The 25,650-nt window shown below is 35.0% G+C and carries 24 protein-coding genes; 18 read left to right on the plus strand and 6 right to left on the minus strand.

The window, feature by feature from the left end; genetic code table 11:
• Window positions 1–33: 33 nt before the first annotated feature.
• The 4 genes from AC4AGG_RS00895 to argH all read left to right on the plus strand — a co-directional run bounded on the left by AC4AGG_RS00895 (window position 34) and on the right by argH (window position 4,482).
• Complete coding sequence (locus AC4AGG_RS00895) at window positions 34–999, plus strand: N-acetylornithine carbamoyltransferase (protein ID WP_489770083.1); 966 nt, start codon at window positions 34–36, stop codon at window positions 997–999.
• A gap of 97 nt (window positions 1,000–1,096) precedes the next feature.
• Entirely contained in the window at window positions 1,097–1,891 is a 795-nt protein-coding gene (gene argB / locus AC4AGG_RS00900; RefSeq protein ID WP_489770084.1) for an acetylglutamate kinase, read from the plus strand.
• A complete protein-coding gene (locus AC4AGG_RS00905) occupies window positions 1,869–2,948 on the plus strand; it encodes a M20 family metallo-hydrolase (protein ID WP_489770085.1) in 1,080 nt (359 codons plus the stop codon). Before argB ends, AC4AGG_RS00905 begins: the two co-directional genes overlap by 23 nt.
• Before the next feature lie 229 nt (window positions 2,949–3,177).
• Window positions 3,178–4,482, plus strand: a complete 1,305-nt coding sequence (gene argH, locus AC4AGG_RS00910; RefSeq protein WP_489770086.1) for an argininosuccinate lyase — start codon at window positions 3,178–3,180, stop codon at window positions 4,480–4,482.
• 50 nt (window positions 4,483–4,532) lie between these two features.
• Here argH and AC4AGG_RS00915 read toward each other — a convergent pair whose 3' ends face one another.
• Both AC4AGG_RS00915 and AC4AGG_RS00920 read right to left on the minus strand, forming a co-directional pair.
• Window positions 4,533–5,009: an Lrp/AsnC family transcriptional regulator gene (locus tag AC4AGG_RS00915; protein WP_489770087.1), complete on the minus strand. Its 477-nt coding sequence runs from the start codon at window positions 5,007–5,009 to the stop codon at window positions 4,533–4,535.
• A gap of 24 nt (window positions 5,010–5,033) precedes the next feature.
• Window positions 5,034–7,259, minus strand: a complete 2,226-nt coding sequence (locus AC4AGG_RS00920) for a TonB-dependent receptor domain-containing protein (protein WP_489770088.1) — start codon at window positions 7,257–7,259, stop codon at window positions 5,034–5,036.
• Window positions 7,260–7,460: 201 nt separating this feature from the next.
• On the opposite strand from AC4AGG_RS00920, the gene AC4AGG_RS00925 reads away from it, so the two are divergent.
• A complete protein-coding gene (locus tag AC4AGG_RS00925) occupies window positions 7,461–7,859 on the plus strand; it encodes a DUF2541 family protein (RefSeq protein ID WP_489770089.1) in 399 nt (132 codons plus the stop codon).
• Between the two features lie 100 nt (window positions 7,860–7,959).
• Here AC4AGG_RS00925 and AC4AGG_RS00930 read toward each other — a convergent pair whose 3' ends face one another.
• Window positions 7,960–8,811: a DUF5694 domain-containing protein gene (locus AC4AGG_RS00930; protein WP_489770090.1), complete on the minus strand. Its 852-nt coding sequence runs from the start codon at window positions 8,809–8,811 to the stop codon at window positions 7,960–7,962.
• Window positions 8,812–8,841: 30 nt separating this feature from the next.
• Between AC4AGG_RS00930 and AC4AGG_RS00935 the strand changes: the two genes are divergently transcribed.
• The 4 genes from AC4AGG_RS00935 to AC4AGG_RS00950 all read left to right on the plus strand — a co-directional run bounded on the left by AC4AGG_RS00935 (window position 8,842) and on the right by AC4AGG_RS00950 (window position 11,897).
• Window positions 8,842–9,993, plus strand: coding sequence for a sensor histidine kinase (locus AC4AGG_RS00935; RefSeq protein ID WP_489770091.1), 1,152 nt, complete (start codon window positions 8,842–8,844; stop codon window positions 9,991–9,993).
• 98 nt (window positions 9,994–10,091) lie between these two features.
• Window positions 10,092–10,802 carry a LytR/AlgR family response regulator transcription factor gene (locus tag AC4AGG_RS00940; RefSeq protein WP_489770092.1) on the plus strand — a complete coding sequence of 237 codons (711 nt, stop codon included), beginning with the start codon at window positions 10,092–10,094 and terminating at the stop codon, window positions 10,800–10,802.
• Between the two features lie 316 nt (window positions 10,803–11,118).
• The gene (locus AC4AGG_RS00945; RefSeq protein ID WP_489770093.1) at window positions 11,119–11,409 is read left to right on the plus strand and encodes a hypothetical protein; all 291 of its coding nucleotides are present in this window, start codon (window positions 11,119–11,121) and stop codon (window positions 11,407–11,409) included.
• A gap of 20 nt (window positions 11,410–11,429) precedes the next feature.
• Window positions 11,430–11,897 carry an Hsp20/alpha crystallin family protein gene (locus AC4AGG_RS00950; RefSeq protein WP_489770094.1) on the plus strand — a complete coding sequence of 156 codons (468 nt, stop codon included), beginning with the start codon at window positions 11,430–11,432 and terminating at the stop codon, window positions 11,895–11,897.
• A gap of 136 nt (window positions 11,898–12,033) precedes the next feature.
• Here the strand turns inward: AC4AGG_RS00950 and AC4AGG_RS00955 are convergent, their stop codons facing one another.
• Entirely contained in the window at window positions 12,034–14,304 is a 2,271-nt protein-coding gene (locus tag AC4AGG_RS00955) for an aconitate hydratase (RefSeq protein ID WP_489770095.1), read from the minus strand.
• A 394-nt stretch (window positions 14,305–14,698) separates the two neighbouring features.
• On the opposite strand from AC4AGG_RS00955, the gene AC4AGG_RS00960 reads away from it, so the two are divergent.
• From AC4AGG_RS00960 to AC4AGG_RS01000, 9 genes are all read left to right on the plus strand, one after another.
• The gene (locus AC4AGG_RS00960) at window positions 14,699–15,052 is read left to right on the plus strand and encodes a DUF6597 domain-containing transcriptional factor (protein ID WP_489770161.1); all 354 of its coding nucleotides are present in this window, start codon (window positions 14,699–14,701) and stop codon (window positions 15,050–15,052) included.
• Window positions 15,053–15,123: 71 nt separating this feature from the next.
• Window positions 15,124–15,531, plus strand: coding sequence for a helix-turn-helix domain-containing protein (locus AC4AGG_RS00965; RefSeq protein WP_489770096.1), 408 nt, complete (start codon window positions 15,124–15,126; stop codon window positions 15,529–15,531).
• A gap of 441 nt (window positions 15,532–15,972) precedes the next feature.
• Window positions 15,973–18,075, plus strand: a complete 2,103-nt coding sequence (locus AC4AGG_RS00970; RefSeq protein WP_489770097.1) for a TonB-dependent receptor — start codon at window positions 15,973–15,975, stop codon at window positions 18,073–18,075.
• A 159-nt stretch (window positions 18,076–18,234) separates the two neighbouring features.
• Window positions 18,235–18,903 (plus strand): hypothetical protein, encoded by a 669-nt coding sequence (locus AC4AGG_RS00975; RefSeq protein ID WP_489770098.1) that lies wholly within the window; start codon window positions 18,235–18,237, stop codon window positions 18,901–18,903.
• A 19-nt stretch (window positions 18,904–18,922) separates the two neighbouring features.
• Window positions 18,923–19,441 carry an acyl-CoA thioesterase gene (locus AC4AGG_RS00980; RefSeq protein ID WP_489770099.1) on the plus strand — a complete coding sequence of 173 codons (519 nt, stop codon included), beginning with the start codon at window positions 18,923–18,925 and terminating at the stop codon, window positions 19,439–19,441.
• A 195-nt stretch (window positions 19,442–19,636) separates the two neighbouring features.
• Entirely contained in the window at window positions 19,637–20,587 is a 951-nt protein-coding gene (locus AC4AGG_RS00985; RefSeq protein ID WP_489770100.1) for a 2-hydroxyacid dehydrogenase, read from the plus strand.
• A 120-nt stretch (window positions 20,588–20,707) separates the two neighbouring features.
• Window positions 20,708–21,973, plus strand: coding sequence for a serine hydrolase domain-containing protein (locus tag AC4AGG_RS00990; RefSeq protein WP_489770101.1), 1,266 nt, complete (start codon window positions 20,708–20,710; stop codon window positions 21,971–21,973).
• Window positions 21,974–21,999: 26 nt separating this feature from the next.
• Window positions 22,000–23,745: an Ig-like domain-containing domain gene (locus tag AC4AGG_RS00995; protein WP_489770102.1), complete on the plus strand. Its 1,746-nt coding sequence runs from the start codon at window positions 22,000–22,002 to the stop codon at window positions 23,743–23,745.
• Window positions 23,745–24,209, plus strand: a complete 465-nt coding sequence (locus AC4AGG_RS01000) for a heme-binding domain-containing protein (protein ID WP_489770103.1) — start codon at window positions 23,745–23,747, stop codon at window positions 24,207–24,209. Before AC4AGG_RS00995 ends, AC4AGG_RS01000 begins: the two co-directional genes overlap by 1 nt.
• Before the next feature lie 2 nt (window positions 24,210–24,211).
• Here AC4AGG_RS01000 and AC4AGG_RS01005 read toward each other — a convergent pair whose 3' ends face one another.
• The gene (locus tag AC4AGG_RS01005; protein ID WP_489770104.1) at window positions 24,212–24,727 is read right to left on the minus strand and encodes an NUDIX hydrolase; all 516 of its coding nucleotides are present in this window, start codon (window positions 24,725–24,727) and stop codon (window positions 24,212–24,214) included.
• Window positions 24,728–25,639 (minus strand): site-specific tyrosine recombinase XerD, encoded by a 912-nt coding sequence (gene xerD / locus AC4AGG_RS01010; protein WP_489770105.1) that lies wholly within the window; start codon window positions 25,637–25,639, stop codon window positions 24,728–24,730.
• Between the last annotated feature and the right edge of the window lie 11 nt (window positions 25,640–25,650).

The raw sequence follows: 25,650 nt of genomic DNA on the forward strand, positions 1-25,650 counted from the left end.
TCAAAAAAACTTTTGTGGTTAAAACAATAAAAAATGAAAAATTTTATAACAGTCAACGATATCGGCAACCTTGAATCTGCAATTTCAAAAGCATTGGAAATCAAAAAAAATCCATTTGCAGAGCAAGATTTAGGCAAAAATAAAACCTTAGGTTTGGTGTTCTTGAATCCAAGTTTGAGAACCCGAATCAGTTCTCAGAAAGCCGCTCAAAATTTGGGAATGAACTGTATCGTCATCAATGCAGGACAAGATTCTTGGACTTGGGAATTTGGCGAAAATGCTGTAATGGATGGTACTACTGTTGAACATATCAAGGACGCCGCGAGAGTTTTGAGCGAATACTGTGATATCATCGGAATCCGTTGTTTTGCGGATTTCAAAAACAAAGAAGATGATGTCAACGAAAAAGTTATCACTCAGTTTACAAAATATGCAACCGTTCCTGTAGTTTCTTTGGAGTCGGCGACGAGACATCCGTTACAAAGTTTTGCGGATATGTTGACCATCAAAGAAAATTGGCACTTCGACAAGCTCAGCGAACATCGCAAACCTAAAATTGTTTTAACTTGGGCGCCACACATCAAGCCAATTGCACATGCTGTTGGAAATTCTTTTGCAGAATGGGTGCAAGAATTAGATGCTGATTTTGTGATTGCGAATCCAAAAGGATACGATTTGGACAAAAATTTCACAAAAGATGTCCCTGTTTATCATAATCAGGATGAAGCATTAAAAGATGCTGATTTTGTTTACGTTAAGAATTGGTCTTCCTTTGAAGATTATGGTCAAACTCCTGAAGTTGAAGGTGATTGGTTGTTGAGCGAAGAAAAAATGAAGCTGACGAATAATGGAAAAGTAATGCATTGTCTTCCTGTTCGTAGAAATGTGGAAGTTGCGGACGAAATCCTCGACCATCATTCCCTGATTTATGAGGAAGCCAACAACAGAACGTATTCGATGCAATATGTTTTGAGTGAAATTTTAAAGAATTATCCGTAATCTGTCATTGCGAGCGTAACGAAGTGAAGCGCGGCAATCTATACTTAGAAGGGGATTGCTTCGTCATTCTTCCTCGCAATGACAAAAATGAATAAATATGCAACAACTCCACATCATCAAAATCGGCGGTAACGTCATCGATTTCCCAGAAAAACTGAATGCTTTCTTGAACGATTTTTCAGCCATTGAAGGTTACAAAATCTTGATTCACGGTGGTGGAAAATTGGCAACGGACTTGGCGAAAAAATTAGATATTTCACAAGAAATGGTCAACGGAAGACGAGTAACCGATGCCGAAACTTTGGATGTGGTAACAATGGTTTACGCGGGATTAATTAACAAAAAAATCGTAGCACAACTTCAAAAAAATGGAGGGAATTATGTTGGCGTTTCAGGTGTGGATTTTAATTTAATTAAAACTAAAAAAAGAGAAGTTAAAGATGTGGATTTTGGATTTGTAGGTGATATTTTTGATGAAAGCATCAATAAAAATCAAATTGAATCTTTAATTAAATCTCAAATCACGCCCGTTTTTTGTGCAATTACGCACGATGGGAATGGTAAACTTCTTAATACCAATGCAGATACTTTGGCTTCTTCGATTGCCGTTGCGATGAGCAAAATTTTCAAGACAAGTCTGTATTTTTGCTTCGAAGAAAAAGGGGTCTTGCAAAGTTGGGAAGATAAAGATTCGGTGATTTCTGAGATTAATTTCGAGAAATTCGAAGATTTAAAAAAACAAGGAATCATCAGCAAAGGCATGATTCCAAAATTAGAAAATGCTTTATCCGCCATCGAAAACGGAGTGGAAAATGTGTTTATTTTACAGGAAACCTATATTTTACAAACGATTAACGAAAACAAAACGAATGGAACAAGAGTTTCAAAATAAAATTGAAGAACTTTACGAGGAAGCTTTATCACTCCTCAAAACATTGATTTCAACACAATCTTTTAGCAAAGAAGAGGACAAAGCGGCGGATATTGTTCAAAAATTTTTGAGAGAAAAAGGCATCAAAGCTGAACGCAAACTCAATAATATTTGGGCGCAAAATTTACATTATGACGAATCCAAACCTGTGATTTTATTGAATTCTCACCTGGATACGGTTTTGCCGAACAAGTCTTATACTTTGGACCCATTTTCTCCGATTGAAAAAGAGGGGAGATTATTCGGTTTGGGAAGTAATGATGCGGGAGGAGCTTTGGTTTCTTTATTGGCGACGTTTCTTTATTTTTATGACAAAAAAGATTTGGCTTATAATTTCTTTTTCACGGCAACAGCTGAAGAAGAAATTTCAGGTGAAAACGGCATCGAATGCATTGTTCCAAGGTTGGGTGAAATTGGTTTTGCGATTGTTGGTGAACCAACCGAAATGCATTTAGCCATTGCTGAAAAAGGCCTTTTGGTTTTGGATTGTGTTGCAAAAGGAACGCCTTCTCACGCAGCGCATCCTAACGATGACAATGCAATTTACAACGCTTTAAAAGACATCAATTGGTTCCGAACGTATGAATTTCCAAAAAAATCCAAATTTTTGGGAGGAGTAAAAATGACGGTTTCAGTTATCAATGCGGGCTCGCAACATAATGCAGTTCCTGACCGATGCCATTTTACGGTAGATGTTCGAGTGAATGACCAATACAATAATTTGGAAGTTTTGAAAATTATTGAAAATCACGTTAAGTCCGAAGTAACGCCTCGTTCTGTAAAACTAAATCCTTCCAAAATTGAAGAAACACATCCATTTGTTTTAGCGGGAATTGAGTTAGGTAGAAAAACATACGGTTCTCCAACAACTTCTGACCAAGCGGTAATTCCGTTTCCTTCGTTGAAAATGGGACCTGGACTTTCGACACGTTCGCATAGCGCAGACGAATTTATTTACCTTCATGAAATCAAAGAAGGAATTGAAATCTACATCAAAACTTTAGAGAAAATCGTTTAAAAAAAACAGAATTGAAGTTGTTGCGACTTCTAAATGGTCTTAATTAGAATAAACTTTGTTTATTCAGATTTAACATTAAGACAATAAGTGAATTATAAAGTCATTTTTTAAGAAATCAATAAATTGATTTTAATAAAGAATATTAAGCTAAATCTCTTAATGTTTTACACCTAAGAATAATCTGATAACAAAAGCTTTTGCGACTTTTGTGGTTTAAAAAAATATAAAAATGAAACTTTGGCAAAAAGATAATACCCAATCGGGAAGTGTCGCAGAAAAAATCGAGAAATTTACGGTAGGAAACGACCGTGATTTTGATTTAGTTTTGGCGGAATCTGATGTAGATGGAAATCTCGCTCATGCGGAAATGCTTTCTAAAATTGGACTTTTAACCGAAGACGAATTTTTGAAACTAAAGTTTGAATTAAATTTAATTAAAAATGAAATTGAGGAAGGGCGCTTTGTGATTGAAGAAGGTATCGAAGACGTCCATTCTCAAATCGAATTTCTTCTCACTAAAAAGTTGGGTGAAATCGGAAAAAAAATTCACAGTGGAAGGTCTCGCAACGACCAAGTTTTGGTGGACTTGAAACTTTTTCTAAAGAAAGAGATTATCAAAATTTCTGATTTAACAGAAGACCTTTTTCATGAACTTCAAACCCAATCCGAAAAACATAAAAATCAATTACTACCTGGTTACACGCATTTGCAAATTGCGATGCCTTCATCGTTTGGACTTTGGTTCGGCGCTTATGCAGAATCCTTGAATGATGATATGGAAGTGCTTTTGGCAGCTTACAATGTGGTAAATAAAAACCCTTTAGGTTCTGGAGCTGGCTATGGTTCTTCATTTCCTTTGGACAGAACTTTTACCACGGAAAAGTTAGGTTTTGAAAGCATGAATTACAATGTCGTTTATGCTCAAATGACAAGAGGAAAATTCGAGAAAATTTTGGCAATGGCGATGGCGAATTTGGCGGCGACATTGAGCAAATTGTCTTACGATATTTGCCTTTACATGAACCAAAATTTTGGATTTATCAGCTTTCCTGATGAGTTAACGACAGGAAGTAGCATTATGCCACACAAAAAGAATCCTGATGTTTTCGAATTGATTCGAGGGAAGTGCAATATTATCCAAGCTTTACCCAATGAGTTGATGTTGTTGATTAATAATCTTCCTTCGGGTTATCATAGAGAATGGCAATTGACGAAGGAATGCCTTTTCCCAAAAATTGAAAGCCTAAAACATTGTCTGGAAATGATGACCTTCATGTTGCAAAATATTATCGTTAAAGACCAAATTTTAGAAGATGAAAAATATCATTATCTTTTTTCCGTGGAAGAAGTTAATCGTTTGGTTCTGAATGGGATGTCATTTCGTGAAGCTTACAAAAAAGTCGGAATAGACATCGAAGAAGGACGTTTTGAAACCTCAACTGTAGTGTCGCATTCGCACGAAGGAAGCATTGGAAATCTTTGTAATCAAGAGATTAAAGAGAAATTTAATTCTATTAAAGAGAAAATTAAATAATAAAAAACGCTTTCAGTTATTCTGAAAGCGTTTTTGTTAAACTATATTTTCTATTCCGATAGTGGAATTTTATAGGCCGTTTCTTTTTTAACTTCTGCCATGACAATCGAACTGTGATACTGACCAATATTCGGAATATTAGAAAGTGTGTCGATGATAAAATTGTTATACGAATTGATATCCGAAGAAATAATTTTCAACATATAATCATAAGTTCCCGAAACGGACATTAATTCCACAATTTCAGGGATGTTCATAATTTCCTTTTCGAATCTCACCAATGCATCTTTGGATTGCTCTTTCAAGGTAATATTACAATAAGCCGCAATTCCCAAACCGACTTTGGAACGTTCTACCAAAGCCACATATTTTTTGATAATTCCGGCTTGTTCCATTTGTTTAATCCTCTCATACGTAGGTGTAAAAGTCAGATTAATCCTTTTTGCTATTTCCTTGACCGACAATGTTGAGTCTTGTTGAAGGATTTCAAGAATTTGGATGTTTTTTTTGTCGAGGGCTGCCTTCATAGTTTTTTTTGCTAATATAGAAATCTATTGCCCTTGTTGCAACATTCCTCCATCATTCTTTTTCTCTTGATTCAAAAGATTAGGGTCTTCTTTCGCTAACTTGTTTTTGGTAGGGATTTTATAATTGACGGAAAGTCCAAAATTTTGTCCATCAAAACGATTTCCCAAGAAAATATTAGAGTTATTGTATAAAGAAGTCACTGCATTTCTGTTCATTCTGAAGATGTCGTTAGCAAAAACAGAAACCGTCAATCGATCTCCCATAAATTTTTTGGTTGCAGTAAGGTCAACGCTATTAAACCAAGGTTTCTCCATATGATAGTAGTAATAATTACCTTTGGTCATTGTGTTGTAATTGGCAACCAACTTGATATCTTTTGGTAAGATAATTTGCGCCATAATATTGAAAATCCAAAATCCATCACTTTTCAAATCTGGTAGTTCATGCAATTGATAGCCAGTGTATAGGTATAAGAAATTGATTTTGTCTGGATTGAAATTGAAACTCATGGTCTCCTTCAGACCTTTGGTGAAAAGCATCAATGGTAGCGGAAGACCCACATTGAAATTATGGATTTTCATTTGTGAGATATTGATAAATCCATTCCTTACGCCATAAGCTTCTCTTCCGTCAATAACTGGTTGTTCTGGAAAGAAATAAACTTTATCCGCAACTTGTACTGATTGATTTTCTGCAAAACTCACATTATAGCCAATAAATGCGTAATCGAAAGCGCTAATTTTGACTTCGAAATTATCATAAATGGTGGGTTGTAGGAAGGGGTTACCTCCAAATCCGATGTTAGGGTTTTGATAATTGGTGTTATTAGGATTGAGTGACGAAATACTTGGCAACTGAATTTTTTTATTGTAATTAAGTGCGAAATACACTTGCTTCATAAAGTTATACTGAATGCTTGCATTTGGAAAAATCTTGAATTTGTTAAATGCTGTTAGATCTTTGGTAAGCAACCCTGTATCATTATCCAAAACCTTTCCGTCGATATCGTAGTTTTCTGCTCGAAATCCTAAGATGAAATCCAATTTTTTCAGTTTTGCTTGTGCTTCTGCATAAAAACTGGCAGTTTCTCTTTGATATTTGAGATTGGTAATGGATTCGGATTCTGTATTGAAATTGACATTCTCGTAGAGACCTCCTAGCGAAATTTTTCCCTCATCAAGAATCTTTACCGGCTGCGAATAATCAGTTTTGAACTGAATTGTATTTTGTTCCGATCCTGTTTCGAAATCGGAGCTAATGGTCGAGCTTGGGAAATAAGCATTTCCAGATTGGTCGTAGTCGGAAGTATATCGATTAAAAGACCCTTGGAAATTCAGTTTTTTATTAGGGTCGTCAAATTTTTTCTGATAAGTGATACTGGCGTCATTTCTGGAATTGAGCGTTTTTCCAAAATCTTTTGTGGTGTAGTCTTGGAGGTCGTAAGTGTAGTTAGGATCGATACCGTTTCTGAAGGCTCGGAAACCAAAACTTTCTGTTTGTGCATCATTATTATTGTAATTCCAATCATAATTGGCTAATAAACGGTCTTGGCCAAGGTCAAAAGTCAGCGCCGTTTTTACAAAATATCCTCTTTGTACTCTATCAGAATAGGTGCCGGTAATATCGTCGATTTCACTTCTTTGGAAGTTTTCACGATAGTTTTGTCCAACATTTAATTGCCATCCGAAAAGTTTGTTTTTGGCATTCAGTAAAATTGAATTGTTGAATCTGTTTCTGAATTTGTCGTAATTGGTGAACGCATATCTCCCCGTGTAAGTCGCAGAAAGATATTTTTTAGCATTTCTATTGGTAATAATATTGATAATAGCACCACCTGAAGTTGCTGGAAATTCTGCACCTGGTTGAGTGATGATTTCTACTTTCTCAACAGAGTTAGCTGGCATTCCTTCTAAAAATGCTTGTAACTGATTTCCGCTAATCCCTAAAGGTCGTCCGTCCATATAGACATCCAACATTTTACCTTGATACATCATCCCTGCAACATCGGAAACAATAAGTCCTGGAAGTTTTTTTACTCCTTCCATCAATGTTCCGTTATTGAGATGAGGTTGTTCGGAAAAGTCGAAAATTGTTCTGTCGGCTTTTTGTTCAACAGCTTTTTTAACTTTGGTTATCGTAACCTCTTCAATTTTTTTCTCTTTGGACTCGGTTTTAGTATTGTTTTCTTGAGAAAAGTAAAATATTGGATTAAGCGCTAATGCTAATAAAATTAGTCTGTTTTTGTTCATATCATTTTGTCTGGTTAATTAGACTTGATTTTTGGTGTTTTGTTACAAGCGTTTTGGTAAATATTGTCGAACTGAGATTGTCGACTATTATTGGTTTTTTTTATCGTCGATGTTGCTTATATGATAAAAATTATTTCTAATTATCAGGGTCTTATAGCTATTTTTATTACATTTGAGTATTAACAAAAAAAACTATTAAATATGAAAAGAGTTGTTTTATTCTTTGTGTTCTTGTTTTCTTTAAGTGTTGTAGCCCAAGACAAAGGCTGGACTAAATTAGCGGAAAAAAATGTTGGCTTCAAAAGCGATAAAGACAAAGTGACTTTGGTCGGCAATGAAAGGGATATCGACAAAGTGAAAATCAAATGTGTCCAAGGAACTTTGAAATTATACAGCGTTACCATTGTGATGGATAATGGTAAATCTAAAAAATATGACGCAAAAGCGATTGGTGTCCTAACTAACGGAATGTCTTCTGCCTCTTATGGGGTCCCTGACAAAAACGATAAGGTTAAATATATAGAATTTGAATACGATTCCAAGGGAATGGTTGCCGTAACCAAAAGAGCAAAAATTGAGATTCTTGGTAGGAGGGACTAAAATATATAAAGGGTAAGAAATCATTCTTACCCTTTTTTTGTGTATTTATCAGAATGATTGGCTAATAAATTTTAAAATAGATTTAGGATTGGTGAGTTAATTATTTTGTTAGATAATCAGAAACTTCAACCCATTCATATTCTGGAGAAGAGTTGATTAGGTGTCTCAAAACTGCTGCATGCGAGTTTCCCATAATGACCAAGATTCTGTCTTGTTTGTTTGTTGTAATACGTTGTAGGTTTCTAAAAATTCGCAGATTTCTGTCATACCAATATATAGCGAGCATGTCTGCTCCATCAAATTCGCGAAGTTTAAAATCTCCTGTTAAATAAGCTCCATAATCGTATTGATGATATTCTTCAGAATTCATGTACAATAAAATCTCCTTTAAAGTGGAATTTTTGGCTTCGGAAGATTTGTAAAAATTCAGATATTTCTTGGTGATTTCGTCATCACTTAGAAAATCATAATCTTGAGTTAAAGTTTTAAAATATAATGAGTCAGTCCTCCCAAATCTTTCACCCAAATCATTGATAATCGACGACGCATCAACACTATAAATTTCAGGTAAATTGAGTTCCGACGCAATCCGCATTCCGAGTTGAAAACGTTCGTCTCTTTGGTTCTTATATTTTCCCTTCTTGTATTCATCGAATTTTTTGTTGGCGTTCCAGCTTGGGAATGCTTCAATGGCAATTTTGGTAGGATTAAATTTTTTAATACTTGCCACAATTTCATCCATTTCTTTTGCTTTTTGTGGCGAAAGCACATCAATTTTATCGCTTTCCGCCGTTTTTATTGCATCCAAATTGGGATAATCCATATGGAATGTTCCAAAAACCATTATTTTGGCTCTTTGAGAGTCGAAAAAGTCAGAGGGTCTTTTCTTCTGAGCAATCGAGATGCAAAACGTAGTCACCAATAGTAAGACTGAAAAAATTTTAGTATTCATTGTAATAATATTTTTCGCAAAACTGCTCAATTGTCTGAACTTCAAGAAGTAAATTCTATAAACCGTGCTATTATTCCGATGAATTGGTTCGTAGATAAAAATGAGGTGTTTGCAGAATTGGTGATGAAGATTAGTTCAAAAGCCTTTATTTTTGTGGTTATGAAGAAAAAGCATCTCATCCTTTTACATGTCCTTTTTTGGGGTATCATGATTTTTAATAAATTTTTGGCAGCATCTTTTTCTGGTTCAAAAGTCTCTATAAATCTATCTATTACCTTTCTTATAGTCAATTTTATTGCGTTTTACTTTAATTACTTTGTTGTGCTTCCTTTTGTGATGAGAGAAAGGAGAACTTGGAAATTCATCTTTGCTTTCTTTGTTTCCTTTTTCTTTTTTATTGCTTTAAGATTTGTAGTGGAGGAAGTAACTTTGCCCCATATTGTTGGACATGGGAATTATGAGGTAGGAACAACATTTTTTTATTACGTTTTCGATAATTTTTATTGGGGAAGTAATGCAGTTTTTATTAGTTCGCTCATTTGGTTTTTAGATTATGCTTTTAAAAAGGAGCAAGAGAATAAGGTATTATTAAAACAAAAAAAGGACGCCGAACTCAGCCTTTTAAAATCGCAAATCAATCCGCATTTTATTTTTAATACTCTGAATAACATTTATTCTTTGGTTAATCAAAAATCGGATAAATCTTTGATGGCGATTGAAAAATTGGGCGATTTGTTGAGGTATTCAGGAAAGGAGCTGGATAAAGATTTTACAAGTATTGCTTCTGAAGTGCAATACATTCAAAACTTTATCGATTTGGAAAGTCTTCGCTTGCAAAATCCTGAAAATATTCATTTTAAAACAGAGATTTCGAATCCGAACCTTAAAATCGCACCAATGCTTTTAATTCCGTTTGTGGAAAATGCCTTTAAGCATGGAGATTTGAAAAATGATATTTTAAATATTGAAATTAAAACTGAAGGAAATGAGTTGATTTTCATTCAGAAAAATAGAATTTTGAACAGTCAAAAAGACAATACTTCGGGAATCGGAATTGAAAACGTCAAGAAGCGATTGGAATTACTTTACCCTGAAAAACATTCGTTGAAAATCACCAATGATTCTCATTTTTATGAAGTAAATTTAAGAATGGAATTATCTCTGTTGAATTTGTCATCCTGAACATAGCGCAGGGAAGTGAAGGATCTTTCGAGATGCTTCCTTCGTCAGCATGACATTCGCAATTTTAGTTATATTAGGTTAAAGAAAAATATAATATTTTGAAAAAACTCAGTTGTTTAATTGTTGAAGACGAACCACTTGCAATTCAGCTTTTGGAGGATTACATTTCTAAAACCTATTTTTTAGAATGTGGATTTTCCACGACCAATCCTTTGGAAGGACTGCAAAAAATTGAAGAAACTTCTTTCGATCTTATCTTTTTGGACATCCAAATGCCTGAACTCAGCGGAATGGATTTTCTTAAAATTCTGAACAACCGAACCAAAGTAATTCTGACAACCGCTTATTCCGATTTCGCATTGGAAAGTTATAATTATGGTGTGGTTGATTATCTTTTGAAACCGATTTCCTACGAAAGATTTTATAAAAGCATTTTGAAAGTCAAGGGTTTTTATGATTTAAAATTAAATGAAATTCAACCCGAACCAGCTCTTCCTGAAAAAGAATTTTTCTTCATAAAATCTGAAGGCAAACAAGTTAAACTACAGTTTCAAGACATCATCTACATCGAAGGTTTGCGAGATTATGTCAATATCAAAACCTTGAAAGAGGAATGGATTGTTCTCGAGAATTTGAAAGATTTAGAAATGATATTACCTCAAAATTTTATGCGTGTTCATCGCTCTTTTATTGTTAATCTTAATAAAATCGAAAGTGTCGAAGGCAACCGAGTTTTCATCAATAATCAGCCAATCCCGATTGGAGAAACGTACAAAAGTAGTTTTCAAAATTGGTTAGAAAAGCAGTAGAATCTACTACCGTAAAGTACTCAAAACAACGAAAGTAACAAAAGACAAAAATTAGATCTAAATCACGAAAAAGGAAACAAAATTTTGAAAATCATTGATTATTCTTTTGTCTCTTTTGTGGTAATAAAAATACATTTTATTTCATAGATAAATCAAATTAATACTATTAATGAAAGGTCAAAGTGAAGTGCTTTGACTTTTTTATTTACTAATTATCAATAGGTTATAATTTTTTATCTAAAAATTTTAGAGTAAAATATAAATCTTTGCGTCTTTGTAGAAAAGGCCTTAACAATTAACAAACAAAATTTTAAAAATGAAAGATAGAACATCATTTATAGTACCAAAAATACTTGGAATAACAGTTTTAGTAGGTGTCGCTACTTTTATCTTAGCGATGGTTTTCAAACTTCTTGTAGCTGGATTGGTTCTTGCGGGAGTCGGAACCCTGATTGCGAAAGCAGTAGGAAAAAGAAGAAGATACTTCGACCGACAAGAATACTATCAACCTGCCATTTCCAACGATCAATTTAATCAAGATAATTCAGCTTTAAGTCCAGTGAGACAAAGTGTTTCCAATGACTCGGCAATTATCCCAATTTATTAATCTTTAAAAATCAAAAAATTATGTTTAATACACGCACAACAGAACAAAACAGAGAACAATTCAGAAAATGTAGTAACGATTTCAGAAACAAATTCGAGAAGAAATTTCAACAAGGATTTGGACGAGGAAATCATCCTTTCAAAGAGATGTTCTTACAGAAAATGAGCCATCACAAACCTGTAAACATCATCGAAAACGAGGGTAACTTCACATTACTTTTGTTTGCACCAGGTTTAGAAAAGCAATTTTTCAAAGCAACCGTAAAAGACAACGTTCTCAAGATTTCTTATCAAGCTCCTGAAGTTAAAGATGAAGGAAAATATGTTCATCAAGAGTTTTTTGCAAGTTCATTTGAAAGAGCTTTCCAATTGACTAACAAAGTTTTATCTGAAAATATTTCGGCAAACTACGAAAACGGAGTTTTGAAAGTGACACTTCCAAAAAATCCTGAAACCAATCAACCAGCTCAGGATATTTCGGTCAACTAAAACTTTAAGTTTAACATAACAAGAAAACCTCATCGTTTGATGAGGTTTTCTATTTTAAATAAGAATCTAAATTTTTAACCAAATTGAAATTACTGATACTTAGCGCAATTTGTAATTCCCAATTCGTTATTAATTCTTATGTAGTTTCCATTCTTTTAATCAAATTGAGAGCAGAACCAGCGTTAAACCAATCAATTTGAGCTTGGTTATAAGTGTGGTTTGCAATAATAGTATCTTTAGTTCCATCGTTGTGAACAAAGTCAATTGTCAATGGTTTTCCTGGAGCAAATTGGTCAAGGTCTAAGAAGTTAACCACATCATCCTCACGGATTTTGTCATAATCTGCCTTGTCAGCAAAAGTTAATGCTAACATACCTTGTTTCTTCAAGTTAGTTTCGTGGATACGTGCAAAAGACTTCACTAAAACAGCTCTTACGCCCAAGAATCTTGGTTCCATTGCAGCGTGCTCTCTTGAAGAACCTTCACCGTAATTTTCGTCACCAACAACTATTGAAGGAACTTGCGCAGCTTTGTAAGCTCTTTGTACAGCAGGAACTTCACCGTATTCACCAGTTAATTGGTTTTTAACGTTGTTCGTTTCCATGTTGTAAGCGTTAACAGCACCAATCAACATGTTGTTAGAAATATTGTCAAGGTGACCTCTATATTTCAACCAAGGACCTGCCATAGAAATATGATCCGTTGTACATTTTCCGAAAGCTTTAATTAAAACAAAAGCACCAGTAATGTTCAATCCGTCCCAAGCTGGGAATTCTGCTAACAATTGAAGTCTATCAGAAGCATGGCTTACATTAACCTCAACAGCAGAACCGTCTTCAGCAGGAGCTTGATAACCATTATCATCAACTGCGAAACCTCTTGCAGGCAATTCAGAACCTTTAGGCTCATCTAATTTTACTTGCTCTCCAGCTTCGTTAGTTAAAGTATCTGTAATTGGATTGAAGTCTAATCTTCCTGAAATCGCCACCGCAGCCACCATTTCCGGAGAAGCTACGAAAGCGTGCGTATTTGGGTTTCCATCTGCTCTTTTCGCAAAGTTTCTGTTGAAAGAGTGAATGATAGAGTTTTTCTCTGCTTTTTCAGAACCTTCTCTATCCCATTGTCCGATACATGGACCACAAGCGTTAGTAAAGATTCTTGCGTTTTGAAATTTTCTGAAAGAATCCAAAAGACCATCTCTTTCAGCTGTGAATTTCACTTGCTCAGAACCTGGATTAATTCCTAAGATAGCTTTTGGCTTAACACCTTTTGCAACTGCATCTTCAACAATCGAAGCTGCTCTTGAAAGATCTTCATATGAAGAGTTAGTACAAGAACCGATTAAAGCCCATTCTACTTCTAAAGGCCAACCATTAGCTTCTGCTTTCGATCTGAATTCCGCAACTGGAGTTGCTAAATCTGGAGTAAAAGGTCCATTCAAATGTGGAGACAATGTAGAAAGGTCGATTTCGATTACTTGGTCAAAATATTGTTCAGGGTTTGCATAAACTTCAGCATCACCTGTTAAATGTTCAGCAATTTTATCAGCTGCATCAACAACTTCTTGTCTTCCAGTTGCAGCCAAATATCTTCTCATAGAATCATCATACCCAAAAGTAGAAGTTGTAGCACCAATTTCTGCACCCATGTTACAGATGGTTCCTTTTCCAGTTGCAGAAAGAGATTGAGCTCCTTCACCGAAATATTCAACGATGCAACCAGTTCCACCTTTTACAGTTAGGATTCCAGCAACTTTTAGGATAACATCTTTAGCAGAAGTCCAACCGTTCATTTTTCCAGTTAACTTCACACCAATTAATTTTGGCATTTTTAGTTCCCATGCCATTCCAGCCATTACGTCAACTGCATCAGCACCACCAACACCGATGGCAACCATTCCAAGACCTCCTGCATTTACTGTGTGAGAGTCTGTCCCGATCATCATTCCACCAGGGAAAGCATAATTTTCTAAAACTACTTGGTGAATAATACCCGCACCTGGTTTCCAGAACCCGATACCGTACTTATCACAAACAGAACTTAAGAAGTTAAAAACTTCAGAGTTTTTATTAATTCCTTCTTGTAAATCTTGTTCAGCACCAACTCTTGCTTGGATTAAGTGGTCCGCATGCGCTGTTGAAGGAACAGCAACTTTGGATTTTCCAGCTTGCATAAATTGCAAAAGCGCCATTTGTGCCGTAGCATCTTGCATGGCAACTCTATCTGGAGCGAAATCTACATAAGAATTTCCTCTTTCATACGATTGAGTGGCATTACCTTCCCAAAGGTGGGCGTAAAGAATTTTTTCAGAAAGTGTCAACGGCTTTCCAACTGCTTGTCTCGCAGCTTCAATCCTCTCAGGATAACGCTCGTACACTTTTTTAATCATGTCGATATCAAAAGTCATAGTGCTAATATTTTACAGTATTTTTATAAGAAGGTCAAAAGTACGAAATTTTAAATATTTTTGGTTTGGATAAAGATAGTTTTTTTCGATTTTTTTGTTTAGAATTGAAAAGAAATGATAGTGAAGTCAAGAAAGTCAAGATTTTTTTTGATTCTTAGTAAAAATTTAATTTTAAAAGAGCGGGTTTTCAAATTTCAAGAAGATTAAATTTGTATAAAAAACTTTGTCTACAGAAGAATTATGGAATCATGAAAATCTAAAGGCGTACTTTTTTGTAAATTTTTGATTTTGAGAATGATTCTATACATTGATAGATTTTTTCGAGAGAGTCAGTTTCTTTTTTTTAAGAAGAAAAAAACAATGAATGATAATATAAATTGAGCTTATGTTTAAGATGATTAATGTGCCGGATCATTTGCAGAAACTCGTAAAATATTTTTACATGTTGGAGCAGTCTGAAGAAATGGGGAAGAGCCAGTATGTTTTGCCGCCTTTAACTCCGATTGTTGGTTTTATTTATCAAGGTGGTTGGAGTATTCGTTCCAAGACAAGAAATGAATTAGTAGAGTTTACACTACCTTCTTTTTATGTTGTCGGACAGGCTCTTTCTGGATATGATTTAATTATTGATGATCAATGGTCTGGTATTATTGGAGCAGCGCTAAAACCCGATGCGTTGTGGCAGATCTCTAAAAAGGACACGAAAAAATTCACGAATGTTGCTTACGAATCTGCTGACTTTTTTTAGGATTAGATTTTGGATATTTTAAAGAAAAGTATTTAAAATGTGATGATGAGCAAGGAAGGATAAATTTGGTATTGGATTTCTTTGAGAAAGTTCATCAGGGCATTGATTATGAATATAGTCCTGCAACAGATATTGTTAATATGATTGCTCAAAAAAACGGCATTATTAAAGTTGGTGAAATATGTGAACAGCTGAAAATGAATGAGCGTTATTTGCAACGATGCTTCAAAAAAGTTATTGGAATTACCATTAAGGACTATGCAAAAATGGTCAGATTCAATTATTTGTATTCGGAGATTTTCCTAAAACCCGACAATCAAGATATGGAAGCGCTGATTTACATGTATCAATATTACGATATGTCTCACTTTTATAAAGATTACAAATTTTTCTTTAACGCGATACCTACAAAGGAACATTCAGAGAGATTTCAGCTTTTTTCGGAATTGGTGCAAAATGGGAATTATCTTAAAAAATAATTTTTCCCGTTTGGATTTTTTTGTCGGTTTTTTACAGTGGTGCAAATACGAGATGCTTTAATTTTGCACTTAGAATAAAGCACGATAAAAAAAACACATTAAATAAAACACGCGATGAAATCGCTTTCAACTGCCTTTTGTATTTTTTACAAAAGGCTTTTGTTTTTAATAGTCATTTTGAAAATCGTTTTTGTCTGATCCTAACCTAAACTTAATATTAAAGAAAGTTTTATATCTTTGCCCCAGAAATTTAAGGGGTGCTGTGAAAAGCTGAGATGATACCCAATGAACCTGGAACAGGTAATGCTGTTTAGGGAAATTTGAAAAATGTACCAATGTAAAGATTTTCCAATGTACCAATGGAATTGATACATTGTTACATTGAAAAAATTGCTACATTAATTATCGCCCCTTTTATTCAATTAATTTAAAATTAAAAGAATGAAAGGATTTTTTATTTTGGGACTTTGTGTAAGTCCGGCTGTGTTTTTTGCACAGGTAAAACAGGATTCGGTTCAAGAATCTAAAATTCAGGAAGTGCAATTGATTAAACGGCTTCCGATAACCAAAGAAATCATTAATGTTTCCAAAGATTTGGACGGGAAGAATCTCGGTCAAGATTTGCCGATTTTGTTGAAGAATCAGACCTCTGTCATTTCGACATCCGATGCAGGAAATGGAGTTGGTTACACAGGATTTCGAATTAGAGGTGTTGGTGGAAACGGGATTAATGTCATGATGAATGGTGTTCCTTACAACGACTCCGAAAGTCAAGGAACGTATTTTGTTGATGTTCCGGATTTGACGAGTTCAGCATCGCAAATTGTTATTCAACGTGGCGTTGGAACGTCTTCCAATGGTGTTTCAGCATTTGGAGCGAGTGTTAATGTTCTTTCCAAAAATCCTGATGAAAAATTTTATGTCAAGTCAGATAATTCTTATGGCTCGTTCAATACCTATAAATATTCTGCAGAAATTGGAAGTGGAAAGTTTTGGAACAATCGACTTTCTGTGATGGGACGTTATACCAAAATTCATTCGGATGGTTATATTGACCGAGCTTTTTCGGATTTAGATTCGTATAATTTTTCGGGTCTTTTTGAAGAAAATAAAACCAAAATTCGACTCTTAGCTTTTGGTGGAAAAGAAAAAACGTATCAAGCATGGAACGGAATTGACAAGGCGACTTGGGAAACCAATCCAAAATTCAATTATTCTGGTGCAATTTACAGTGATGATTGGAGCGAAATTGTTGGATTTTATGATAATGAAACTGATAACTACAAACAGAATCACTATCAATTGTTATGGAATCAAGGTTTAAATGAAAACTGGAATCTCGAAACCACTTTACATTATACCAAAGGAAAAGGGTATTATGAAAATTACAAACAAGGCGACCCGTTTGCGAGATATAATTTGGCTGACCAAAATGGTGAGCAATATTCCGACTTTATCAGAAGAAAATGGTTAAATAATGATTTTTATGGAATTATTTCCACCGTTTATGGAAAGTTGAATGCTGTTGATTTGAATTTCGGAGTCGTTGCCAATCAATATTACGGAAGACATTATGGCGAAGTTTCGGGAGTCTATTTTCCGCAAATTCAAAATCACGAATATTATCGAAATCGTTCTGTAAAAAATGAAATGGCAGGTTTTGCAAAAGCAATTTTTAAATTGAATAAATTCGAAATTTTTGGAGACCTTCAATTGAGAACCATTGGTTATGATGCCAAAATTTTAACTGAAGGCGATGATGAAGGAGCTAATTTGGATAAGAATTGGACATTTTTCAATCCAAAAGCAGGCGTTTCTTATCAAATCGAGAAAGGGAAGCTTTACTTTTCCTACGCTAACGCACATCGAGAACCAAACCGTGATGACTTGATTGCGAATCCTGAAACTGAAGCCGAATCATTACATGATTTTGAAGCAGGTGTTGAAAAATCTTTTGGGAAAATTCAATTGGGAGCGAACCTATACTATATGTACTACGTAAATCAGTTGGTTCTGAATGGGCAAATCAATAATGTAGGCGAATTCATCCGAACTAATTCGGGGAAATCGTTCAGAACTGGTCTTGAAGTTTCCGCTGTTGCCAAACTTTCAGAGAAATGGAATGTTTCAGGAAATTTTACTTTGAGTGACAGCAAGAATTTAGATTTCAAACAAGAAAATAATGGAGAGATTCAAAATTTAGGGAAAACCAAAATTTCTTTTTCACCGAATGTTATTGGAAATATTTTATTGAATTATCAACCTCTTAAAAATTTAAGTTTAGGAGTTCAAAATCAATACGTTGGAAGTCAGTATTTAGACAACGCCGATTCCGAAAACTTGAAGTTGCCTTCGTATTATTTAATGGACTTCAATGCAAAATATTCGCTGAACTTTAAAAAAGTAGGAGTGGATTTCAAATTTTTATTGAATAATGTTTTCAATAAAAAATATGTCAATAATGGTTACGTCTGGGACGGGCCGATTTATTTTGCTCAAGCTGGTACTAATTTCATGTTCGGAGTAAGTTTTATGTTTAAATAAATGATGGGGTATTTGGACAGAATTTGACAACTTCTAAAGGTGTTAATTATGTAGTGTTTTCTAATGATATACCTCAATAATTAAAGAAGGTTGCAGAAATGCAGTCTTTTTTTTGATGTTTTTTTTGCAACACGTAGAAAACCACTAAATTTGCCAAGTATGAATATTTCTACACTCATTTTTGAATATCTTCTATCCAAAGGAAAAGTTTCCGTTGAAGGACTTGGTACTTTTTTGATGGAAAATGCACCTGCAGAAATCGTGGGTGAGCGTATTATTCCTCCGTCCAAAAAGATTTCGTTTCGTTCCGATGATAACGAAAAGGGCCAGAATTTTACAGGATTTTATGCTAAGAAAAGTAATCAGAGTTTTGAAAATGCAGAACAAGAGATTTTTTCTCAGGTTAATTTGTGGAAAAAAGGCACCCAAAATGGAGAGGCTTTTGAAATTGAGGAATTGGGCAAACTGGTTTTAGACCAAGGACAATTAACATTAGTAGGGCGCCGAATCGAGGCTGATAATCCTGACTTTTATGGTTTGGAGAACGTTAGCATCGCAGATATCACCGCTCCTAAGCAAGTAGCAACGGTGGCTAACGAATATCAATTTAGTCGTCCTGTTTTGTGGTTTTTCTTACTTATTATTCCCGTTGCAGGATTAATTTATCTTGGAATTGTGAATTCGGAAATGCTATTCGGTAAAAAATCGGTTTTAGAAAATTCATACGAAAAGGCAACACACAGAATCGAAGATAAACCTATCAAGAAAGAGGTGTTACCTATCAAAAATGATTCTTTGAAAGTGGATAGCGTATCTGCGTACCACTAATTCTATATATATTATCTCCATGAGTAAAAGCAAAACAGCGATTGAATCGCTTACCGTAATGACGAATATCGTCCTGCCGAATGAGACCAATTCTTTAAGAAATTTATTCGGGGGAGAATTATTGTCCAAGATGGACAGATGTGCATCTATTTCTGCTGCAAGACACAGCGAAAGAAGAGTTGTAACGGCTTCTGTTAATCACGTTTCGTTTGACCATCCGATTCCAGAAGGAGGAGTGGTGGTGTTAGAATCCAAAGTGTCTCGTGCGTTTTCTACTTCGATGGAAATCTATGTTGATGTATGGTTGGACGATCCAATTATGAAGAAAAAAATTCAGACCAATAAAGGGATTTATACTTTTGTTGCTGTAGACGAGTTCAATAAACCTGTGCCAATTCCAGAATTGATTCCTGAAACAGATGAAGAAAAAGAGCGTTTTGCCGCAGCATTGAGGAGGAAAGAGCTGTCATTGATTCTTTCTGGACGCATGAAAGCAGCGGACTCTGTTGAGTTGAAGAAGCTTTTTCAAGAGTCTTAACCACAATTATTCCTAAATTAGAAAAACTATAATGTTTTCGAGATACGATAATTGAATAAAAACAACAGTGTCATGCTGACGAAGGAAGCGTCTGCACGATGTATTTAGATTCTTTGGCTTCACTTCTGAACTTCGTTCGCAGACTTTTAGTCTGTACTCAGAATAACATTCTTTTATTAAGTTTTATTTTTGAATATGAAAATTCTCCAATTAGATAAAAATCATCCCCTTATTTCGAAGCAACTTTCGGAAAGTGGATTTTTAGTAGATGAGGACCATTCTTCGTCCTATGATGCAGTTCTTGAGAAAATCAATTCTTATGATGGAATTATCATTAGGAGCCGAATTCCTTTGGATGCAAATTTTTTGCGCAAAGCATCGCATTTGAAGTTTATTGCAAGAGTGGGAGCAGGGATGGAGAATATTGATGTTGAAGTAGCGAAGGAGCTTAGAATAAGTTTGATAAATTCACCCGAAGGAAATAGAGATGCTGTTGCAGAACATGTGGTTGGGATGCTTCTGATTCTAATGAATCGTCTTTTTATTGCTTCGCAAGAAGTAAAAGAAGGAATTTGGAAAAGAGAAGAAAACCGGGGTGATGAAATTCTGGGTAAGACTTTTGGAATTGTCGGTTACGGAAATATGGGAAAAGCGGTTGCGAAAAGACTTTCGGGTTTTGGATGCAAGGTGATTTTTTACGATATTTTGCCTAATCTTTCGGATGAATTTGCAACGCAGGTTACTTTAGAGGAGTTACAGAAAGAAGCTGATATTTTGAGCCTTCATGTTCCGCTTACCCCAGAGACAGATTATCTCGTTGATAAAGACTTTATTGACTCGATGGAAAAGAACTTTTATTTTGTTAATACAGCACGAGGAAGAAACGTAAGAACGAAAGATTTAGTTGAAGCTATTAAAGGAGGTAAAGTTAAAGGAGCAGCTTTGGATGTTTTGGAATATGAAAAGTCCTCGTTTGAAAATATTGACGCTACAGGCTCGGGTGATTCCAGTGGAAATGATGATTTAGAATTCCTTCTTCAGTCCGATAAGGCCATTGTTACGCCTCATATTGCGGGTTGGACTCATGAAAGTAAAGAAAAATTAGCCCAAGTTATTGTAGATAAAATTGTAGATCAATTTGCTTGATGTTATTCTGCGATTTAGTTGAATTCATTATTATATTATGTTAAAAAAAACATAAAATAATCTTGTCATTATTTTTAACTTTTCAGAAATGATTATCTTGCTTCGCTTTAATTTTTAATAATGAAGAGAAGGATTTCTGTTTTTTTTCTGCTGTTACTTTTGGTCACTTTTTCGAGTTGTAAAAAGGAAACTTCTAGTGGTGAGGTTGCTCGTGACCTTCCTAATTTTGAGAATGTTGACCTAGAAAAAGTTTTCACTGATGAAGATCGAAAACTTGCTAACGAAGATTCTGTTGTAACATTTATTAAAGATTATTATCACAATATTTGGGAAGCAGGTAATCTATGGGGAGGATTTTTGGTAGCAAAAGGAGACAAGATTCTTTATGAGAATTATAGGGGATTTGCACAAGATGGACATCAGCAACCGATTGACGCCAACACTCCTTTGCATTTGGCATCTATCAGTAAAACTTTGACGGCAATGGCAACGCTGAAGCTTGTCGAAGGAGGCTTGATTTCCTTAGATGACCCTATTTCTAAATTTTTTCCAAAATTTCCCTATTCAGGAGTTACTGTTAAATCCTTATTGACTCAAAGAAGTGGACTTCCAAAGTACGAGCATTTTATTGACCACATCGAGCCGCAACCCAAAGAATTGACAAAACCATTTCTTACAAATCAAGATGTACTTAACTTGATGATTCAATACAAGCCTGAGGCTGCAAGGGCGCCTGAAACTGGTTTCATGTATTGTAACACTAATTTTGCCTTATTGGCTTTAATTATAGAGAAGGTTACCCAAACTCCTTTTCCACAGGCGATGCAAACCATACTTTTCAAGCCTTTGAAGATGGATCATACTTACGTGTTTCAAGAAAAGGATGTCCAAACTGCTGCGCGGTCTTTTTACAATAGAGGGGAGCGAGTTTATCCTTTTGACCGTTTGGACTTGGTTTATGGTGACAAGAATATTTATTCGACGCCAAGAGATTTGCTTAAATTTTCGACGGCGCTATATTCTCCGGATTTCCTAAGAAAAGACCTTCAGGATATGATTTTTGTTCCATATAGCAACGAAAAGCCTGGAGTTAACAACTATGGAATTGGTTTTCGTATGAAGATTTTTGATGATGGAAAGAAGCTGGTTTATCATACAGGTTGGTGGCACGGTACCAATTCGGTTTTTGGACATTTGGAAAATTCTAAAGTGACCATTGTTGCGATTGGGAACAAGTTTTCTAGAGGTCCTTATTCGGCTTTGGCTCTGTCCTCGTTATTCGAAGATTTACCTGTAGAATCCGAAAAGTTACAGAAAGCAATGGGAGAGCAAGATTCATTGTCAGGAGAAAATTCAGGGAGTGATTCTGCAATGGTTGCGGAATAATCTTTAAATTTGTCCAAACTTCTTTAATGAAAAGATTTTTTCTTCCGTTTTTATTATCAATTATCTTAATATCCTGTGCAAGAATTGGGTCGCCAAACGGTGGTGCAAAAGATACGATTGCACCAGTAATGATTGGAGCTAACATCGACTCGACACGAGTTAAGGTTTCTAAGGATTTGAAAGAACTTCGAATTGACTTTAACGAATATGTGACTTTGAAGGATATTCAGAAGAATCTTATTATTTCTCCACCGATTAAATACAATAAGATTTTACCTACTAATTTGGCTACTAAGTTTGTATCAATTCAGTGGAAGGATTCGCTTCAAGCTAATACGACGTATAATTTTAATTTTGGTAATTCGATTCAGGACCTTAATGAAGGTAATGTTTTGCCTTACTATAATTTTGCATTTTCAACAGGAGACAAGTTAGACTCTTTGTTTGTAAGTGGTGATTTAATCGATGCATTACAAATCAAAAAGTCTGCGGATTCCAAAGTAAGTAATGTAGTTGGTCTTTATCAAGTAAAGGACTCGATGAATTTTAAAGACAAACCTTACTATATCTCAAGAGTTGATGAGGACGGCTATTTTGAATTAGATTATCTTGGTCGAGGTTCTTACGAGCTTCTTGCTTTTCAGGATGATAATGGTAATTCTGTGTATGATTTTGGTAAAGAGAAGGTAGGTTTTTTGAAAGCTCCCATCAAGCTAGATAGCGCTGTTTCCAGAATGAAGGTCAATCTTTTCCCTTCCAAAAAACCAATTAAGGAGAAGGAAATTAAAGAGTCTCAAGGAGGAGTCCTTTTCTTGATGGAGGGAAATCCAAAAGAGGTTGAAATTAAATCTTTGTCCGAAAAACTTCAAGATTTCAAGGTTAGTCATCGTCCGTATTCTGACTCTATCAAAATTTGGTTTGATGCGAAAGCTTCGGATGTAGGAATGAATGGAAGTGAAAATCTTAAATTCAGTTATCAAGCTACAGGTGCTAAGTCGGATACGGTTTCACTATTTTATAAGAAGAATCAGAAAGATGAAATGGAGATATCTAACCCACAAGGAAATTTGTTGGCGCCGGAAACTGAGTTCAAATTTGCTTCTAATTATATTATTTCTAAAATCGAACCTGAAAAATGGTCTTTAAAGATTGATAGTTTGACGGATAAGAGCTTTACCGCAAGAATTTCAGAGACTAATCCTTATGAAGTATATGTAAAGTCCGATTTCAAAGAGGGCGAGAAGTATCAATTGACCGTTCCTAAAGAAAGTGTGCATTCCTATTACGACAGTAATAAAGTTGGAAAAAGATTTGATTTCGAAGGAGATAAAATACAGAATTATGGAAGCTTCAAAATGGTGCTTCAAAATGTGCCTGATGGAAAATTTTGGTTTCAGTTATTAGACAGTTCAGAAAAAGTTGTTTATGAGCAGTTTACCAATGCAAAGGAAGTTAAATTTAGCTTGATAAAGCCAGGTGATTATTATGTGAAAATGATGGTAGATACCAATGGAAATGGGTATTGGGATCCTGCGGATTTCGAGACTAGGACTTTTGCGGAACCAGCTGCTGTATATTATAAAATTGTGACTATCAAATCGATGTGGGAGGTTAATGAAGATTGGGATTTTACAGATGGTAAAGCTTTGGATCCAAAGTTGAAAGCTAAATCAACATCTAAGGACGGAGATAAAAATAAGAATAAACCTGGTGATCGACAGAATGCGATTGACAATAAGGCGGTCTTAAGTCCAGGAACTTTAACAAGATAATGAAAAAAGTATATAGAATTTTGCTCTACGTAATATTGGGTTTGATTGTAATCCAGTTTATTCCTGTGGATAGAGTTAATCCTCCCGTGGATTCCAAACTTAATTTTGTAGAAGTTAACAATACTCCTCAAGATGTTCAACAATTATTGAAGAACGCTTGTTATGATTGTCATTCTTACGAAACTAAATATCCCAACTATGCTTATGTAGCACCGATTTCTTGGTCAATTAAAAGCCACATCAATGATGGTCGTAAGCACGCAAATTTTTCCGTTTGGGGCAAATATAACAACGAGCTCAAAAGAGACGTCCTTCAAAAATCGATGGAAGAATTAGAAAGTCAAGAAATGCCACTTGCAGGTTATGTAGTTTACCATGAAGAGGCGAAGCTTTCTTCGTCTGATAGAAAGAAGCTTATTGATTATTTTGATTCGATTTTAAAAGAAATGGATAAGTCGAAATAGTTTTATTTCTTCAAGAATTCTTTTAAAAATTGACGTTGCGAATCAAAGGCAATTTCATCTAGGTTGATCTCTTCTTTTGTAATCCATACGCCTTCCGAAATCTCAGAAATTTCTGGGTCAAAGTTAAATTTTTCCCTTAATCTAGATTCGTAGAATAAATCAATCGTATTATAATTAATCTGCTTGTATTGATAGACATTAGGAAGACTTCCAAGATAATTGAAATCTTCTGCCTTGAATTGTACTTTCAATTCTTCCCAAAGTTCTCTTGCGCAAGTGTCTTCAGCTGACTCTTTGGGGTCAACAAAACCTCCTGGTAAATCCAGTTTTCCTTTTCCTGGTTCTTGGTTTCTTCTAGTAAGGAAGATTTCGTCTTGATGACTTAAGATAACAGCGACAGCGCCGGCTACGTTATGAAATAGTGTAAAATCACACTTGGGACAATGCCATTTTTTTTCATTGTCCCAAGTGATAGAATTTGACCCACAATTTGGGCAAAATTTGAAATTTTCGTTCATTTATTTTTCTGTAATATTCCTCGGGTGGTAGTTGAGGATAACATCACGCAATTCTTCCGTCTCTAAGTGAGTATAGATTTCTGTGGTCGTTATGCTTGAGTGTCCCAACATTTCTTGAATGTACCGAAGATCGGCTCCATTCTGTAACAAATGAGTAGCAAAGGAGTGTCTGAAGGTATGCGGAGAAATATTTTTGTTAATTCCAGCCTTCTGAGTAAGGTCCTTAATAATAATAAATACGATTACTCTAGACATGGCAGATCCTCTTGTATTAAGGAATAACACATCTTCACTTTTCTTCTTGATCTTGTTAAGAGAGCGTACCGTTTGGATATAATTGTTAATGAGGTCAATGGTGTAAGTAGCTAAAGGAACATATCTGACCTTTTCTCCTTTTCCGTTGACTTTAAGGTATTGTTCTTTGAAGTTGATATCAGAAATTTTCATTTCGATAAGTTCGGAAACCCTCAATCCACAGCCGTAGAGTACTTCAATCATACATTCATTTCTTTTTCCTAAATCTGTTGAAGTATCAATGGCTTTTACGATGGTTTCTACATCGTTGTAGCTAAGGGTGTCTGGAAGGTACAATCCTAATTTAGGACCTTCCAATAAAGCTGATGGATTATCCTCACGAAACTCTTCTTCTAATAGGTATTTGAAGTATGCTTTAATGGAAGAGATCCATCGCGCTTGAGTTCGCTCACTGAATTTTTTCTTGGATAGTTCGTAGATGAAGTCCTGAAGTTGTTGATAAGAAATCTCAGCAGGACCTATTTTTAACTCTTTTTCCGCGTATTTTTTAAGTTTTTCTATATCCCTTAAATAGGCATCTAAAGTATTGTCTGCGAAATTCCTTTCGAACCTCAAATATTGCTCGAAGTCCTTTATGCTTTCGTCCCAGTTAGTCATTTTTGTGTTTT

Source organism: Chryseobacterium sp. CG10_8, assembly GCF_058117085.1.